Below are 15,851 nucleotides of genomic sequence, written 5' to 3' on the forward strand. Positions count from 1 at the left end.
GTTCACCAGGTGGTCAACCTCACCGATGAGCGTCGCCATATCCTGCAATTCTTTGGAGCGCCCTGCCGGAAATACTATCTCCTCTACTGAGGTCTCTGGTTAATTCTCGCTGTGCCAGTTGAAAGTGCGGAATGTAGGCTATACCAAGTCCAGCTCGAAAACTGGTGCCTTCCCCTAGAGAGAACCTTAGTTCTAGACTGGGGTTAGGTTTAGTTAGCTGCAATCAGAGTGACCGAACTGGGCCTATAGTCACGCCCCAAGCCCCCAAGACCCTAAGAACACTATGGATACAATCGTACAGCTGCTGGTGAAAAGCACCGTCGCGCTAACCCAGCTAATTCAGCCCATTTTGGTGCCGCTGTGCTTTGTGTTGGCCTGGTTATTGGTCGGTTTAGTGGCTTGGAATCTGGTAGCAGCTATCCGTGATGGGGTCAATCGGGCCACGATGATGCATAAAATTCCCTGTGCCAACTGCCGTTATTTCACCAACAGCGCCTTTTTGAAATGCCCACTGCATCCCAAGGTTGCCCTTTCAGAGGCCGCCATTGACTGCGCTGATTTTGAAACCAGTAACCTGATGGAGGGGCATTAGGGCCGTTTTTTAAGGGGCGGTTTTAATGACTGGATTCTGTCTCCAGAACATCAACAAACGCAAAGTTAGGGGCAGCTAGGACAAGGACGGTGGAGGGTAGATCCGCAATACGCTCTTGTATGGCTCTGTAATAGTCACGAAAGTCGTCTTTGGGCTCAGCCAGTCCCATAATCACCATGTCGGCTTGTTGAGAGGACTGGTGCAAAATTTCGCTAAACGAACGATCCTGGGCAACCAGCACGTTCACTGTGGCATCGATCCGGAGGTTTTGTACCAGGGTCTTCAGGTTTGTTTTGGCGGTAGAAGCCGCCTGTTCATCGGGCACCACCAGCTTCAGATGAATCTGGGCAGAGCGCCACTCGATGCCATCCCGCAGCAACTCGGCAAGAATTAACATCAGGGCACCATTGGCATGTAACCCCCCCCACCACACATCGATGTGGCGACGGCGATTGACGACCTGTGATTCGCGATCGCAGTAGATAATCACATTTCGCTCTGACCGATACAGCTGAGTGATCAGATGACAATAGCGATCGCGGTTGTCTGGGGTTTCATTATCCCCTAACAACACCGTATCAGGCACCAGTGGCCCCAACCCGTAGATTTCCACCAGGCGCTCTACCCCCTCAAAGGGGTCTGGGGCCGTCAGGACCCTGACCAGTGCCTGAATGCCCCGCTCCCGCAAATAGCGGCTAATGCTCAGTTCCATCTCCTGCTGTTGCATGATGTTGCGCGAGCCACTGGGCAAAATGCTGGTTACTGTAAACAGACCTCGGTTGTGGTTAAGGGCATTGGCCAGCTCAATTAGGCCCCAGCGGCGCATAGGTGCTCCCGACAGCACCAACATGTTCGGCCGCCAATTTTTGGTATCAGGATAATGGCCTAGTTGAAACAAGCTGGTTCTCAGCAACATCATCCAGATGCCTCGTCGGGCATCCCCCCAGGTGCTCTGTAGCTCACGACGCTGAATCCACAAAAAGATCAGGGTGACAATTACCCCAGCCACCACCGTAGCCACCGGATTGATCAAAAACATGACCGCCAGGCAACCGATGGCCCCCAGGGCCGACAGCGACCAGTGGACGGCAAACATAGGCCGAAAGGACGGGCTGTTAAGAAACCCTTCTATCCCTGCCGCAATGTTTAACACCAGATAGGTGGTTAAAAAAAACATCGTCAGTACCGGGGCAATCAGGTTTAAGTCACCGATGGTGACTGCAGCCACGACGATCCCCAGGGTGACGGTAGTTCCCAGGCGGGGCTCGTCGTTGCGACCGCTGCCGTGGCCCAAAAAGCTCAACCAGCGGGGCAAGACGCCATCTCTGGCCAGAGCCTGTAAGATTCGAGGGGCACCGAGAATACTGCCGAGCGCACTCGACAGGGTGGCCCCCCAGATGCCCAACAAAATCGCTGGCCCCCACAGGGCAATGCGTTGCATCACCAGCGGATCTTCCACCAGGGTGATGGCATCGGCCCGGGTGGCCAAAAACAGGGGCAGCACCATGTAAATGGCATAGCCGGTCCCCACCGCCGCCAAGGTACCTAGGGGGATTGAGCGGGTGGGTTCTTTCAAATCCCCAGACATATTCACCCCCGCCATAATCCCGGTTACCGCCGGAAAGAACACGGCAAAGACCTGCCAAAACGGCTCCCCATCGGCGGCTCCCCAGAGTTCTACCTGTGTTTCTTCCAGGGGTGACCCAAAGGCTAAGGATAAGAGGGACAGCACGATTAAGGCCATAATGATGTACTGCGCCTTAATGGCTACCTGAGCCGAGGTCAGGGCCAAGACCGCCACCAAAATCGTCACAATCAACGCTACATAGGTTTGGTTAAACCGGCCAAAGGCGCTGACCACGCTCTCGGCAAACCCAATGGTGTAAAGCGCCACCGATAAGGCCTGGGCAAAGTAGAGGGGAATGCCCACTGCCCCGCCAGTTTCAATGCCTAGGGAGCGGCTGATCATATTGTAGGCTCCGCCCACACGAACCACTCGATCCGTCGCGATCGCGCTAATGGACAGGGCGGTCAAGCCGGTAATGCTGACGGCCAACGTCACAATCAGGAACGACCCTAGCAACCCCACATTGCCGACGACCCAGCCAAAGCGGAGGTACATAATTACCCCCAAAATGGTCAGAATCGAAGGGGTAAAAACGCCTCCAAATGTACCTAGTCCAGCCGTCTTGGTAGGGCTCGAGACGGTCTTGGTTTCAGGTTGAGCTGGCATAGATAGCTATTCTGCATGGTTTAGGCTCTAATCCGCGGGGTGAGGGCCGCTTTGGGATAGGCAATGCGCTTGTGGTTGTACTGCTGCCACACATGCACAAAAATATCAGCAATCACGGCCATGTGCTCGCGGGTGAGGCCCGAGTCAACCAATTGGTTATCTTTCCAGCGAGCGCGCATAATCCGATTGACCATGGCCAGGGCTTCGTCTGGGGTGGCATTGGTCAGCGATCGCAGGGCCGCCTCGCAGGAATCCGCCAGCATCACAATCCCGGTTTCTGGGGATTGGGGAATCGGCCCATCATAGCGGAAGTCGGACTCTTCCACCGCTAAACCAGGATCGTCCTTGGCTATTTCTTCTGCCTGGTGGTGAAAATAGCTGATCAGCATCGTTCCCTGGTGCTCGGGGATAAAGGCCCGCAGGGCCTTTGGCAGGCGACACTTACGAGCCATGACTAATCCTTCGGTGACATGCTTTTTGATGATGGCCGCACTCACCCAGGGGTCATTTAGCTCGTCGTGTTTGTTCGGCCCTCCCATCTGGTTTTCAATAAACCCCTGGGGATCGTGCATCTTACCAATGTCGTGGTAAAGCGTGCCAGCGCGCACCAACTCCACATTGCAGCCCAAGGCCCGAGCTGCCGCCTCCGCCAGACTAGCCACAAACAGCGTGTGCTGAAATGTACCCGGTGCTTCTGAAGCCAATCGCTTCAGCATGGGGCGGTTGGGATTAGAGAGTTCCGCCAGGCGAATTGGGGTGACCAAATCAAACAGGTGCTCTAGATAGGGACTAATGCCCAGGGCCAAAATACTCGACAGTACCCCGTAGACCCCCTGGAGGGCGGCCCCAGTCAAAATGGTGGCCCAGGCTGACAGCAGCGACACTGGGCTGACCACCAGGGTCAACAACACATAAACGACCCCCTGGGTTAAGCCTACGCCCCCCCCCAGCAGAGCCAGTTCTTCCCGCGATCGCATCCGCCCCGCCAGAATACTGCACACCAAGGCCCCCGCCGCCCCCGCCGCAAAGGGAATACCACTGACCGTAGCGCCCACTGGCAATAACACCGCCAGGAGAACCACCACTGTCCCCCCCAGTACCGGCCCATAAAAGCTACCGGCTAACAAGCCTATGGCCGGTAGCCCATAGGCCACCACACTGACCATCTTCATCACCCCAGCACTGACCACCATTGCGGTGATCAAGACATAGTCTTGCTGGCGTAGGCGTTGGGGCACCCACTGCTCGATCAACAGGAAAACCCCTACCCCAACTCCCACGAGGCCGCCAAACATGGCCAGACCCCAGTAGTTAAAGCGGCGCTGACTCAGGTTAAAGCTATCCAGCAGCACAAAGTCACTATGGGAAATCGTATCCCCAGCCGCCACAATTAGCTCTCCTTGCTGTACCTCCACATAGACGGGCCTCACCGCTTCAGCGGCCATATCCGCCTGAATGCGAGTGCGGTCAGAGTCTTCCACCAAGTTAGGTTCTATTACTGACAGTAACAGGGGCTTAGAAACCCCCTCCATCGACCGGGGCACCGATCCCCGTAGCTGGGCTTCAGTGGCTTCGGTCAACACATCAGCGGGCAATCCAGGGGCAATTCCCTGGGCTAACATCCGTTCTGCCGCCCGGCGCAGGCCACTTTGGGTGTTGGCCCACTCTTGGGTACTCACCTCAAACAGCTGCGGACTAGCGGTTAGTCCGTCCACCTGAGACGCAAGCAACGTCAGATTAGCCATGGCCTGCTGATAGGACTGGCGAGATTGCTCAACCCGATCGAGTAACTCTGCAAACGCTTGGGTGGAGGCTCGCTGGTTGTAGGACCATAACTCTTGCAGCGCCTTTTCTTGATCCGGGGTCAGGGTTTGGCCCCGGATTAGGGTTTCCAGTTCCACGGCGGAGCGCGGCCCAGCGTCTACATCGGCAGCAGGGGCTACTAGACTGCGTAACTTCAGCCAACTGGCATCGTCAGACTGGCGTAGATAGTACTGTACCTGGGTAGACAGATGGGCCGTAGAAACAAACGGCACCTGCCCGGCTTGACGCAGAACATCCCCTACCTGGCCGGTTAAATTTCCCAGGGAACGCAAAACGGCTTCATTGGTGGCATCGTCAATCCGCAGGACTCGCAATGCCCCGGTTCGGGCATCTCGCCGTCGTTCCTCCGTTGTCTCACGGTCTTCTACCCGGGCATCTGCGGGGGCCACTACCGTTTCAGGGGCAACACTACCCACCTGCAAGCTAGGTTGGTTATAAAAGCGCTGGCCCAGCACCGCTGTCAGACCGAGGATGGTAACCGTGAGGGCGAGTCTCGGATGACGCACACCGCGACGTCGTTTAGTGGGTCGACAGGTGGCAGGCCGGGAGGCGGGTGCCACCGGGGCCGCCGCCATACCAGTATCATCCGCCTTTCTGGGGGACATCTCAGCCCCGGCACCGGGTAGCCCCGTGGAGGAAGGGCCGATGGAGGACGACGACAGCGGCTTCAGTCCTGGTACCGGCTTACCGGCCCAGGACTGGCCTGTCAGTGGATTGGTCTTGGGGTTAATCGAGGGCGGGCTGCCTGACCACCATCGCTCAACCGTTGCCACTAAATCCTGAATCGCCTTCATAGGTTAAAGGTTAGGAACGTTAACGAACTCTGCCCATGTAGCAACAGTAGACCGATGACCACGCCTTACACATAGGTTAAATCAACCCTCAAGGCTAGAGCACTGCTTCAGCTATTATAAGCGTCCCTTTTTGAGTCGCAGTGGTGGCTGTAGACAGTTCTTCTCAGCCTCCTACGCCTCAATCGGTGGCGGTGCCAGCCCCTGACCCAGGGCTTGGCCATGACCTGCGGCCCAAGTGGCATAGAGGGTTTGAGCCAAGGTTTCTAAGTTGGGGTAGGAGGCACCCCAGGCCAAGGCCTGGGAACCCATGGGATAGCTTAACCGCAACGGTACAGTCCCTGTTTGCCAGGCGACGAGACCGCCCACGAGGCCGATCATGGCTGTTGACCAGCCCATCCGATCGGCCAGCTCTAGAGCTAGGGTAAATTGCTGTTGACTTTGCTGGATTAGGACTTGGGCCAGCCCATAGCCCGATGACGGGTTAGACGTTGGCCGTCCATGGCGCTGTTCCAGATGCCATGGTTCTAGGGAGTGGCTGCCCTGGGACTGGTTTTGACTCAATGAGTTACAAATGATTGAGTCACAAATGATTACAAACCCTTGGTCTAAGGCTATCTGATCTGGTACTTGAAGCCCCAGGGATTCAGCCCACAGCTGCATGGCCCGACGGCGGTGACCATAGCCATCGGCATTCACCAGCAATACTGGTAAGGCCGCCAGCAGCAGCGCCCCTGGTTGTCCCTGGGCCTGGGTTTGGAAATACTGGCCCCAGCGGTCGGCGGGGGGCAACGGTGTGCTTGTACAGGCCTGGGCCACCGCTAAGCCACCGGCAAACCAGGGGTCTGCTGGTTGGGCCGATCTGCCGGGGCGATCGCCAAAATTGACCGCTTGCAACCAGCGATCGCAGGCCAGCAAACTGGTCACAACGGCCCAAAACCGCTGTCGGGTAGACACGAAACTAACACTCACAAGCTATGGTTATAGCCTTAGCCTTTACGGATTAACTAACGACTATATAATGCTTTCGTCTGTCCTGCTGGAGATGGTGACCATGATCCCCTTAGCCCCTGCCTCGCCAACCCTTTGCTTGCTTCGGCTGAACTACCGCCAGTGGTGCAGTGGCCTAGCCAGCGGTGTGGTGTTGGCCGGGCTAGCCGCCGGAGCAGCCCTAGGACAGGTGCCTAATCTGGGTGCTCCCTCTACGGTGGACACCAATGCGGCTCCTACGGTCACGGGGGGGCGCATTGTGCGGCCCACATTACGGCCTGGTAGCCAGGGAGATGCGGTCAAAGAACTCCAGTCGATGTTAGTGCTGCTGGGCTATCACTCTGGCCCCGTGTCTGGGGTCTATCAAGAGGATACCGAGGCCGCTGTGAAGCAGTTTCAGGCGGCGGCGGGAATTACCGCTGATGGCATTGTGGGGCCAGCCACCTGGAGCCAGTTGTTTCCCACCCCACCGGCTGAGGCTAGCCCTCCTACCGCTACCATCCCCCAGGCGGAAACCCCCAGCAATACCCCTGGCCCCACCCAAACCACGCCCTCGGCCTCTACCCCTCCGGCTTCTACACCCCCAGCCACCTCCCCAACGGCCCGCCCGGTTTTGCGTCCAGGCATGGAAGGGGACGCCGTGCGACAGCTGCAACAGGCCCTGACCAGTAATGGGGTCTACAGTGGGCCAATCACGGGGTTCTTTGGCCCGCTCACTGAGGAGGCGGTACGGCGTTTGCAGACGGACAATAACCTGGAGGTGGATGGCATTGTTGGCCCCGCCACCTGGGGGGTGTTGGATTAAGTTGTTACATTCCCAATTGCCCCTGTGATTGACGAACAAAAGCTGATCCAAAAGCTCCAGAGCATCGAACGGCTCCACTCGGGGGCCACCACCCCCGGCGAAAAAGAAGCCTCTGCCCAGGCGATCGCCCGCATTCGCCAACGCCTAGAGGCGGCCCGGCAGGCTGATCCGCCTGTGGAGTATCGGTTCACCCTCCACGATATATGGTCGCGCAAGCTGTTTGTGGCTCTGCTGCGTCGCTACGGCATTCAGCCCTATCGCTACTATCGCCAGCGTTACACCACCGTCATGGCCAGGGTGCCCCAAACCTTTGTGGACGAAACCCTGTGGCCTGAGTTTCAAGAGCTGGACGCAACCTTGCGCAGCTACCTGGAAGAGGTGACCAACCGTGTGGTCTCCGAAAGTGTGTTTGCCGACAGTTCAGAGGCAACCGTGGTAAAAGACCCCAAGGCGCTACCCCCCGATCGTTAATCAGGGACCATTAATCAAGGGCCGTTAATCAGGGGCCGTTAATCAGGGGCAGCATCCACAGGTAGCGCCTACTCTACCAAGTCCAGCTCGGGATCTGGAGTTTTCCCACAGGCAGAACTCCAGGCCTGGACTTGGATCTGGTTTATTAATCCATCCCTTCGATCGGGGCAAAGCCCTGGCGCTGCACGTTTTCGCTGACATGGCGGGGCTCTAGAAATTGCAGCAGGTAGTCGGGGCCACCGGCTTTTGAGCCCACCCCCGACATTTTGAAACCGCCAAACGGCTGGCGCGACACGATCGCCCCAGCAATCCCCCGGTTGATGTACAGGTTACCCACGGCAAACTCCGTCTGTACCCGGTCGATGTGGGATGGGGTGCGGGAGTAGAGCCCGCCGGTTAAGCCATAGTCGGTGTCGTTGGCGATCGCCAGGGCCTGGTCAAAGTCTTGGGCTTTAATCACTGCCAGCACCGGGCCAAAGATTTCTTCCTGGGCAATCACGGCGTCAGGGGCCACATCGGTAAATACCGTAGGGCCGACAAAGTAGCCCGTATCGGGGGCGGGCATCTCCAGGGCCAGGGTGGCCTCGGCTTTACCTTTAGCGATGTAGTCTTTAATCTTCGCCTGGGCGTTGGCGTCAATTACTGGTCCTACCTTGGTGCTGGGCTGGGCCGCATCCCCCACATGGAGGGAGCGGGTGGCCTCGATCAGGCGGCGCACAAAGGTGTCGTACACCGACGCCACCACAATTGTCCGGGAGCAAGCGGAACATTTCTGGCCACTGTAGCCAAAGGCGGAGTAAACCACCCCCTGCACCGCCTGGTCCAAATCAGCACTTTCGTCGATGATGATCGCATTTTTGCCGCCCATTTCCGCCACCACCCGCTTCAGGTGCCGCTGACCCGGTCGCCACTGGGCGGCGTCGGCGTAGATGCGGCAGCCCACTTCGCGGGAACCGGTGAAGGCGATCATATGCACATCTGGGTGCTGGACCAGGTGCGCCCCCACGGTGGACCCCCTGGCGGGCAAGTATTGGAATACGCCAGGGGGCATGCCAGCTTCTATCAAGATTTCGGCGATCTTAGCGGCGATCACCGCCGAGTTCTCTGCTGGTTTGAGGATGGTGCAGTTCCCGGTAACCAGGGCAGCGACGGTCATCCCCGTGGCGATCGCCAGCGGAAAGTTCCAGGGGGAAATCACCACCGCAATGCCCCGGGGGAAGTAGCGGTAGCGGTTAGTTTCGCCGGGGTAATCGTAGGCATAGCCCGCATCCAGCCGCTCCATCTCGTCGGCGTAGTAACGGCAAAAGTCAATGGCTTCCGAGACCTCTGGGTCCGCCTGGCCCAGGGGTTTGCCCACCTCATACACCATCCAGGCGTTCAGCTCGTGGCGGCGGGCGGTCATGATGTCGGCGGCCCGGCGCAGAATTGCTCCCCGGTCTTTGGCTGGGGTGGCGGCCCAGGCGGGGAAGGCGGCTTTGGCAGCGGCGATCGCGGCATCGGCCTGATCTTGACTGGCCAGGCCCAGGGTGCCAACTAACGCTGTCGGCTTCGATGGGTTAACCGAATCGGCTGTGGCCTCGGTATCTACCGCTTCCCCGTTGATAATTGGGTTATAGTGCTGGCCCAGTTGGCTGTGGACGGCCTTGAGGGCGGCGGCGGCTTCGGTACGCTGGGTGGCGATGGCAAAGTCGGTGTCGGGGGCGTTGGGAAAGGGGGGCGGGGGGGATGGGGGCGTCCCATGGTCGTCTAGCTCATCCTCGGGGGCAAAGGCGGGCACGGCTAGCAGCTGCTCCACCGGTACCTCGTCCTGGTTCTGGCGCAGGAAGGAGCTATTGGCGGTGTTCTCCAGGAGACGACGAATCAAGTAAGACATGCCGGGGATCAACTCCCCAAAGGGGGTATAGACCCGCACCCGGTAGCCTTTATTGGCCATCACTTTGGCCAGTTTATCGGCCATGCCATACAGCACCTGAAATTCGATGTGACGCCGCGGGATAGCCAGGTCTTCGGCAACGGCCATGGCGTGGGCCTGCGATCGCACATTATGACTACCAATTGCCCCATAGAGGTACAGGTGGTTCTCTAGCAGCAGCCGGGTCATGCGCTCGAAGTTGGCATCGGTGGACACTTTCTGGCTGTAAACCGGACTAGGCCAACCGTTTTGGCGGGCGATGATCGTTTCTTGATCCCAATAGGCCCCTTTCACCAGGCGCACTGTGACTGGGGTGCCCCGGTTCTTGGCCCACAGCACCAGGTCCTTCAGATCGTTGTAGCTATCCCGCAGATAGGCTTGCAGGGTGACGCCAATGTCATCCCGTTGGCGAAATTCGGCCTCCATTAACAAATCCTTCAGAATCGCCAAAGTGAGGGTTTTGTAGCGGTACTGCTCCATGTCAAAGTGGACCGCCACCCCCAGTTCCTGGGCGCGGCGCAGCAGGGTGCGAATGTGTGCGCTCACTTTGGCCCGACTCCCCTGGGCATCGAGGGGATCAAACTGGGAGTAAAACGCCGTTAGCTTCACAGACACCTGCACCTTGGGCAGCGGCTTACCGTCAGCCGTATCGATCGCCTCTACGGGCTTCCAGGTTTTTGCCGCCTGGGACAGTTGCTCCATCAGATCCAGATACCGTTGCAGGTAAGCTTCGGCTTCCGCCTCGGTAATCACCGCCTCCCCCAGCAGATCCATGGTGAAGGCTAGCTTGTCTTTCCGCATCCGTTCGATCGCCTTGATCGCCTTGTCGATGGATTCGCCTGAAATGTAGCGATAGGCCAGGGTTTCCACCGCTGGGGCCACTGTGGTCGCCGCTATCTGCCCTGGTACCGAGTCCGGGTTCGTAAAGTTCAGCAGTCCCTTGAGGGCACCGGGCAACTCAACTTCCTCAGCCGAGAGGTACTCTTGCAGGTGGCGGGCGATTTCTGGCTTGCTGCGCAGGGCTGGTAAGGCATCAATAAAACGAAACAGCTGCACCTTTAGCCCCGGATTGCCCATGGCAAAGTCCATAATCTTGTCGTCCCAGCGCATTTGGTCGCGCATTTGGGCCAACAAATTCTTCTTCTCCTGGGTGGCTGCTAGCAGGTCACGGGCTAGGGCTTGGGTCTGGCTTTCGTAGGGCAGGGCGCTGGTCTGAGGGGTTTGGGTAGGGGCTACCACGGCGATGTTCTCCTTGATTCCCGAGTATCTTGATTCCCGAATATATAGTTAGCTACGGCCATGACTGGACTCATATAGCTCCAGGCTGGCCAGCTACCTGGCTAGCAATCGCCCTGGGACGATCATCGGTCCAGAGACATGGCTAGATCCTAAGGGGAGATTGCTATTCTTATCTTGAGGGATGGAGCGGCGATTGGGAGGGGTACGTCATGATTTGATGTATGCCATGGTAGCTATGGCTTGCCCTAAACCATGAACGGGACATTGGCCTTGGCCAACATCCCTCTGGAAAGTGTCGATCGTGTTGTTGTCGTGCTGTCGTCAACGATGGGTATGACGTGCATCTGTGCCGATCAATTTATTTCTTGACCTCAGGCACGATGTCAGGACGCTCCTTGTCCTCCCAGCCGGCGGGCCGCTTCGAGTTATACCAGGCTATGGAGCCGATAATTACAGCCGCAACAAAGCCCAGACCACCCAACAGGAGCAGCGTAGACAAATAGGGAGCGCCTTCTGTGGCTTGGAGTAGAAGCATCATGGCTAATACCATCCTTTAAAACAATGACCTTCACAGTAGCGGCCAGGCTCGGTAGTGGCATCTACTGTGATATAGATTATGGTCTGCTGCGGGCTCTATCTTCCGATAGAGGGTTCCGGTAGAAGGGGACGATAGAAAGCTTAAGTGACTTCTAGGACATGTTCTGCTGAGACATGTTCTGCTGAGTGGTGGGCATTGCCCACCCTACGAAAGCTACGATCGCTGACAACAAGCGGGATTGTCTTTCTCAGAAATCTCCTTAATAGGACGAGGGTCAGGCCCCAGATTGGGACTTGAAAGCCAAGGCTGTTTCTGGCTTCAGGGTGTCGAAGGTATCCCCCAGGGCGGCCGTCAAACTTTGGCGAGTTTGGGCATGGGCCGCTCGCTCCGCCTGGAGTTGCTCGCTCAATTGGTGACAGCGGCTGACCAGTGCTTCCAGTTGCCCCTGGACCGTATCGAGGCTGTCTGCTGCTGTGATCGAGTCTAGTAGCGTTTGTGGCGAGGGGTGAGTGTTGGCTTGGTGTTGTACCTGCTGTTGGAGGACGTGCAACTGCGATCGCAGCTCTGCGGCTTCTTCCCGACGCTGGCGGGCTTCGATTTCGTAGAGGCGTCGCCAGTTGGCTGTACTGTTATAGGCCTGGTCCCGTTCCTGACGAGCCTCCGCCAGTTTTTGTTGGAGGGTGCGCACCTCTGTAATCCACTGGGTTAGTTCTGGGGTGATATCTGAGGACATAGGGATAAGGCCTTAATCTGATAGACCAATAGTATTGAGTCAACAAAATAATGACGGGAAATGTGACTTAGGGTTCACACAGCCTACGGTAAGCGGTCTACGGCTCGCCTTAAACCGCTTACCGTGAACCGCAGACCCTGCTAACCCGTCACGTCTAGCTTGACAGACTGCTAATACAACAACTGGGTCAAAAAGCCCGGTGATGGCAACACAATCATAACTAACAGTGTCAAGGCCAGTAGCCCCAACATATCGCGGCGATCGTCTAGCTCACTCACGTCATTTAAGGCTGGATCATCTGCTGCCGGAATAAAGAACAGCAATATGGCCCAAAGCAGCAACTCGGAATGGATCAGGGCCAGGAGTAACACCAACAGTCGAGCAATTTGCCCCACGGCCTGCCCCATCCGTTGACCATACATGGCGTGGACAATATGCCCCCCATCCAACTGACCCACCGGCATCAGGTTCAGGGCGGTCACCACTAGCCCCAAGCAACCAGCGATCGCCACTGGGTGCAGATGAATGGCTTGATCGATCCCAATGGCCGACCCCAGCATCAGCTTAGCTAGCAGGGTCAACATTAACGACGCTGTGGGATCTAAAGCCTCAAAACTCAATAGGCTAGACCCCGATTCGGGAATCGGCACCACCTCTGAATGGCCTAGTCCCCACAGCAGCAGCGGCAGAGCCACCACCAAACCGGCTAAAGGTCCAGCAATGCCCACATCAAACAGGGCGCGCCGATTGGGCACTGGGGATTTGAGCTGAATAAAAGCCCCAAAGGTACCTAAGAAAAACGGCACTGGAATGAAGTAGGGCAGGGTTGCTTTCATCCGATAGCGGCGGGCCATCAGGTAGTGGCCCATTTCATGGCAGCCCAAAATCACCATCAGGGATAGGGCGTAGGGTACCCCTTGCAGAATCAGCCCTGGCGCCTCTTGGAGTTGGTCATCAGTCACCCCAGCCATATAAGCTCCCGCCGCCGTGGTGGTGAACAGGGTCACTAACAGTAGCCCCAGGGCCAATCCAGGCCGGGTTAACCGCTGGGAATTGATTGGGGATTCAGTCTGGGCCTGGGGATTCGGCACCAGGGCAAACACGGGTTTGCCTTGCAAGCCCTCTTGAAAGACGACTAAAAAGCGATCGCCAAAGTGACGGCCAATGTTTTCCTTAACGGTTTCATAGGCCACCGTCGGGGAAGCCCGCAACTGCCCCCGGCAAATCATGGCTTGAGGTCGATATTCTATATTTTGCAGGTAGTACACCGACCAGGGAAAACAACCTTGCAAAGCCGCCTCTTCCTCTTTATCGATGGGGCGGAGTTGGGGCTTGGTAGGTTGAGGCACCAAAGGCTCCGGTGTGGCTCCTGACTCTGAAGGGGCTGTTTTAGGAGTAGGGTTGCGCCCCCACTGGATCAAAATCCAGTACAACATCGGGCAAACAATAAACAACGTCAGCAGCAACCCTGCTGGGGCTGGCTCATCGGTGCCATGCACAACCACCCAACCGGCCAAAATAAAGGCAGGCAGCATCATTACAAACCACAACAACCAGATAGGGGTGCGGGTAATGGTGCTGACACTTCGCCGCACCACGACAAAGGTAAAGACACCCAACAACAATAGCCAAAAAAGCAACATTTAAATCTCTAAGCCAATGGGCCAACCGGCCGTTATCACAGCTAAAAACGCAACCTATAAACACGCAGCCTAGCGCAGGCAAGATGTACTGTTAGTATAAGCATTCCACCCCGTTTCACTGGCCTCTGCACAGGATATTGTCACTGTCGCGATGTTAACGATGAAGCCGCCACGACAGATTTTCGAGACCATCTACGCCTTTGCCCCCAATCGCGACACGTTGGGCGCTACCGCTTATCTTATTGTAGATGCGCAGTCAGATGGCACTCCAGCCAATATTTTAGTGGATGCCCCCCCGTGGGATGACACTATCCAGCAATTTCTGGCAGATCAGGGAGGCGTACGCTGGTGGCTGATCACCCATCGCACTAGCTTAGGTCAGGCCGCTACCCTGCAAGGACGGCTCGACTGTGAACTGGTGATTCAGGAACAGGAAGCCTATTTGCTGCCCACCTGTCCAAAAACCGCGTTTCAGGATTTTTTTAGATTTACCCCCCGTTCTGAGGCTTTTTGGACCCCAGGCTATTCCCCAGGCTCAACCTGTCTGTACCACAGTGCCTATGGGGGGGTGTTGTTTACTGGGCGACACCTGTTGCCCAACCGCCAGGGGCAACCAGAACCGTTGCGCTTTGCCAAAACCTTTCACTGGCCCCGTCAACTGCGACAGGTGGAGGCGCTCAAGTCCCGCTATAGCCCCGACACCCTGGCCCACATCTGCCCGGGTGCTAATACCGGCTTTTTGCGCGGGCAGAGCAGTATCGACCAGGCCTACGCCAAACTTCAAGCCCTAGATTTAGAACGCTACCAGTCGGCTCAGCCAGGGCTATAGCCTTGCCAGACCGCTTGCAACCAGGGCTGAATGCAGCGGGGGTAGAGTAGCCAAGTGCGCTCGTAGGGCTGACTGAGGGTTTGTACTAGGGGGGAGATGCCATTGATATCGACAAAGGTGTTGTCAATGTGCATATAAATGCCCTGTTGGTAGAGGGTGTAGCCCCGACTCAAAATCGGCCGTAACGTACTGTAGATTTCTCCCTGATAGCCCTGTTGCCCCAGGTGGTGGCGCACCTTGGTCAACAATTCGGTTTGGGCCTCTGCCGGGACCCGGGTGACGTCTAAGGTTTTCAACAGGTCTCGGTCTAAAAAGCGGCGGCAGAGGTCGGTTAGTAAGCGATCGCCGCTGTGCCGCCAACGCTGTAGGTGGTAGATAATCACAATATCGTCTGCCGCCAGGTAGGTGTCTAAATCGAGAGGTTGGTGGGAGGCCTGTAGCCAGGCTTGAACCACGGCGTCAGCCTCTAGCTGGCCCTGCTGCTGCAGGATACGGGCGCGCTCAAAGGCTTGTTCGAGCAGCCAGGTGACAGAAATGTTCTTGGCATGGTTGTACACCTGAGCATACATAAAGTGGCGCACCACCAGGTAATGCTCGATCGCTGCCAATCCCTTGTGGGCCACCACCAACTGACCACTGGTGGGCTCAAATTCCAGGGCCATGAGCAGGCGGTCTAGATCCAACTGGCCATAGCTGGCCCCAGTGAAATAACTGTCCCGCAGCAAATAGTCAATGCGATCGCAGTCCAGTTGGCTCGATATCAACTGCCACGCCAGCGGTAGGGGATGCTGGTGGCTATAAACCTGGTCAATGGCGGTGCCTAAATCTGGGCTGTGGTCGGCCAAGATTTGGTGAATCGTGGCATCCTGCTGGATGATTTGGCGGGTCCAAGCTTCGTGGTGTAGCCCAAAGATTTCTTCGGCAGTATGGCTAAAGGGGCCATGGCCAATGTCATGGAGCAGGGCCGCACAGAGGACTGTGGCCCGGTGGGGTTGCAACACCGGGTAGCGCCGTTGCAGTTGATCGAAGGCCCGGCGGGCGATCGCCAGTACCCCCAGGGAATGGGTAAAGCGCGAGCTTTCGGCCCCGTGAAAGGTGAGACTGGCCGGCCCTAACTGGCGAATTCGCCGCAACCGTTGAAAGGCTGGGGTGTCAATCAGCCGAATCAGCAGCGCCTCCACCGGATCACTGGCATGGAGGGTAATGGCACCGTGGAGGGGGTCGTGGTATGAGCGTGTGGCTTTAGCCAAT

General features: G+C 57.2%; 12 protein-coding genes. 4 read left to right on the top strand and 8 right to left on the bottom strand.

Annotated features, from left to right (window positions below; all coding sequences use genetic code 11):
- The first annotated feature begins 283 nt into the window (after positions 1-283).
- Positions 284-592 (top strand): hypothetical protein, encoded by a 309-nt coding sequence (locus E1H13_RS11220; protein ID WP_169613506.1) that lies wholly within the window; start codon positions 284-286, stop codon positions 590-592.
- 22 nt (positions 593-614) lie between these two features.
- Here E1H13_RS11220 and E1H13_RS11225 read toward each other — a convergent pair whose 3' ends face one another.
- The 3 genes from E1H13_RS11225 to E1H13_RS11235 form a co-directional block, all read right to left on the bottom strand.
- The gene (locus E1H13_RS11225) at positions 615-2,825 is read right to left on the bottom strand and encodes an amino acid permease (RefSeq protein ID WP_169613507.1); all 2,211 of its coding nucleotides are present in this window, start codon (positions 2,823-2,825) and stop codon (positions 615-617) included.
- A gap of 20 nt (positions 2,826-2,845) precedes the next feature.
- A complete protein-coding gene (locus tag E1H13_RS11230; protein WP_169613508.1) occupies positions 2,846-5,443 on the bottom strand; it encodes an HDIG domain-containing metalloprotein in 2,598 nt (865 codons plus the stop codon).
- 171 nt (positions 5,444-5,614) lie between these two features.
- Positions 5,615-6,412 (bottom strand): hypothetical protein, encoded by a 798-nt coding sequence (locus E1H13_RS11235; protein WP_169613509.1) that lies wholly within the window; start codon positions 6,410-6,412, stop codon positions 5,615-5,617.
- 49 nt (positions 6,413-6,461) lie between these two features.
- Here E1H13_RS11235 and E1H13_RS11240 point away from each other — a divergent pair, with 49 nt between their 5' ends.
- Both E1H13_RS11240 and E1H13_RS11245 read left to right on the top strand, forming a co-directional pair.
- Complete coding sequence (locus tag E1H13_RS11240; RefSeq protein ID WP_169613510.1) at positions 6,462-7,235, top strand: peptidoglycan-binding protein; 774 nt, start codon at positions 6,462-6,464, stop codon at positions 7,233-7,235.
- A gap of 24 nt (positions 7,236-7,259) precedes the next feature.
- On the top strand, positions 7,260-7,706 hold the full coding sequence (locus E1H13_RS11245) for a hypothetical protein (protein WP_169613511.1): 447 nt from the start codon (positions 7,260-7,262) through the stop codon (positions 7,704-7,706).
- Between the two features lie 145 nt (positions 7,707-7,851).
- Here E1H13_RS11245 and pruA read toward each other — a convergent pair whose 3' ends face one another.
- The 4 genes from pruA to E1H13_RS11265 all read right to left on the bottom strand — a co-directional run bounded on the left by pruA (position 7,852) and on the right by E1H13_RS11265 (position 13,771).
- Positions 7,852-10,857, bottom strand: coding sequence for an L-glutamate gamma-semialdehyde dehydrogenase (pruA, locus tag E1H13_RS11250; protein ID WP_169613512.1), 3,006 nt, complete (start codon positions 10,855-10,857; stop codon positions 7,852-7,854).
- A 358-nt stretch (positions 10,858-11,215) separates the two neighbouring features.
- Positions 11,216-11,395, bottom strand: a complete 180-nt coding sequence (locus tag E1H13_RS11255) for a hypothetical protein (RefSeq protein ID WP_169613513.1) — start codon at positions 11,393-11,395, stop codon at positions 11,216-11,218.
- A 274-nt stretch (positions 11,396-11,669) separates the two neighbouring features.
- Positions 11,670-12,128 carry a hypothetical protein gene (locus E1H13_RS11260; protein ID WP_169613514.1) on the bottom strand — a complete coding sequence of 153 codons (459 nt, stop codon included), beginning with the start codon at positions 12,126-12,128 and terminating at the stop codon, positions 11,670-11,672.
- Between the two features lie 170 nt (positions 12,129-12,298).
- Positions 12,299-13,771, bottom strand: a complete 1,473-nt coding sequence (locus tag E1H13_RS11265) for a site-2 protease family protein (RefSeq protein WP_169613515.1) — start codon at positions 13,769-13,771, stop codon at positions 12,299-12,301.
- 151 nt (positions 13,772-13,922) lie between these two features.
- Between E1H13_RS11265 and E1H13_RS11270 the strand changes: the two genes are divergently transcribed.
- On the top strand, positions 13,923-14,600 hold the full coding sequence (locus E1H13_RS11270) for an MBL fold metallo-hydrolase (RefSeq protein ID WP_169613516.1): 678 nt from the start codon (positions 13,923-13,925) through the stop codon (positions 14,598-14,600).
- Here E1H13_RS11270 and E1H13_RS11275 read toward each other — a convergent pair.
- Positions 14,585-15,850, bottom strand: a complete 1,266-nt coding sequence (locus E1H13_RS11275; protein WP_169613517.1) for an HD domain-containing protein — start codon at positions 15,848-15,850, stop codon at positions 14,585-14,587. The two genes, E1H13_RS11270 and E1H13_RS11275, sit on opposite strands and share 16 nt — an antisense overlap.
- Between the last annotated feature and the right edge of the window lies 1 nt (position 15,851).

It is taken from the genome of Nodosilinea sp. P-1105, from assembly GCF_012911975.1.
Taxonomy (GTDB): domain Bacteria; phylum Cyanobacteriota; class Cyanobacteriia; order Phormidesmidales; family Phormidesmidaceae; genus Nodosilinea.

What these genes read in the sequence shown, in the direction of transcription:
- E1H13_RS11220 (WP_169613506.1), top strand. Translation starts at nt 284, where the DNA reads ATGGATACAATCGTACAGCTGCTGGTGAAAAGCACCGTCGCGCTAACC.
- E1H13_RS11225 (WP_169613507.1), bottom strand. Translation starts at nt 2,825, where the DNA reads ATGCCAGCTCAACCTGAAACCAAGACCGTCTCGAGCCCTACCAAGACG.
- E1H13_RS11230 (WP_169613508.1), bottom strand. Translation starts at nt 5,443, where the DNA reads ATGAAGGCGATTCAGGATTTAGTGGCAACGGTTGAGCGATGGTGGTCA.
- E1H13_RS11240 (WP_169613510.1), top strand. Translation starts at nt 6,462, where the DNA reads ATGCTTTCGTCTGTCCTGCTGGAGATGGTGACCATGATCCCCTTAGCC.
- E1H13_RS11255 (WP_169613513.1), bottom strand. Translation starts at nt 11,395, where the DNA reads ATGATGCTTCTACTCCAAGCCACAGAAGGCGCTCCCTATTTGTCTACG.
- E1H13_RS11260 (WP_169613514.1), bottom strand. Translation starts at nt 12,128, where the DNA reads ATGTCCTCAGATATCACCCCAGAACTAACCCAGTGGATTACAGAGGTG.
- E1H13_RS11265 (WP_169613515.1), bottom strand. Translation starts at nt 13,771, where the DNA reads ATGTTGCTTTTTTGGCTATTGTTGTTGGGTGTCTTTACCTTTGTCGTG.
- E1H13_RS11270 (WP_169613516.1), top strand. Translation starts at nt 13,923, where the DNA reads ATGTTAACGATGAAGCCGCCACGACAGATTTTCGAGACCATCTACGCC.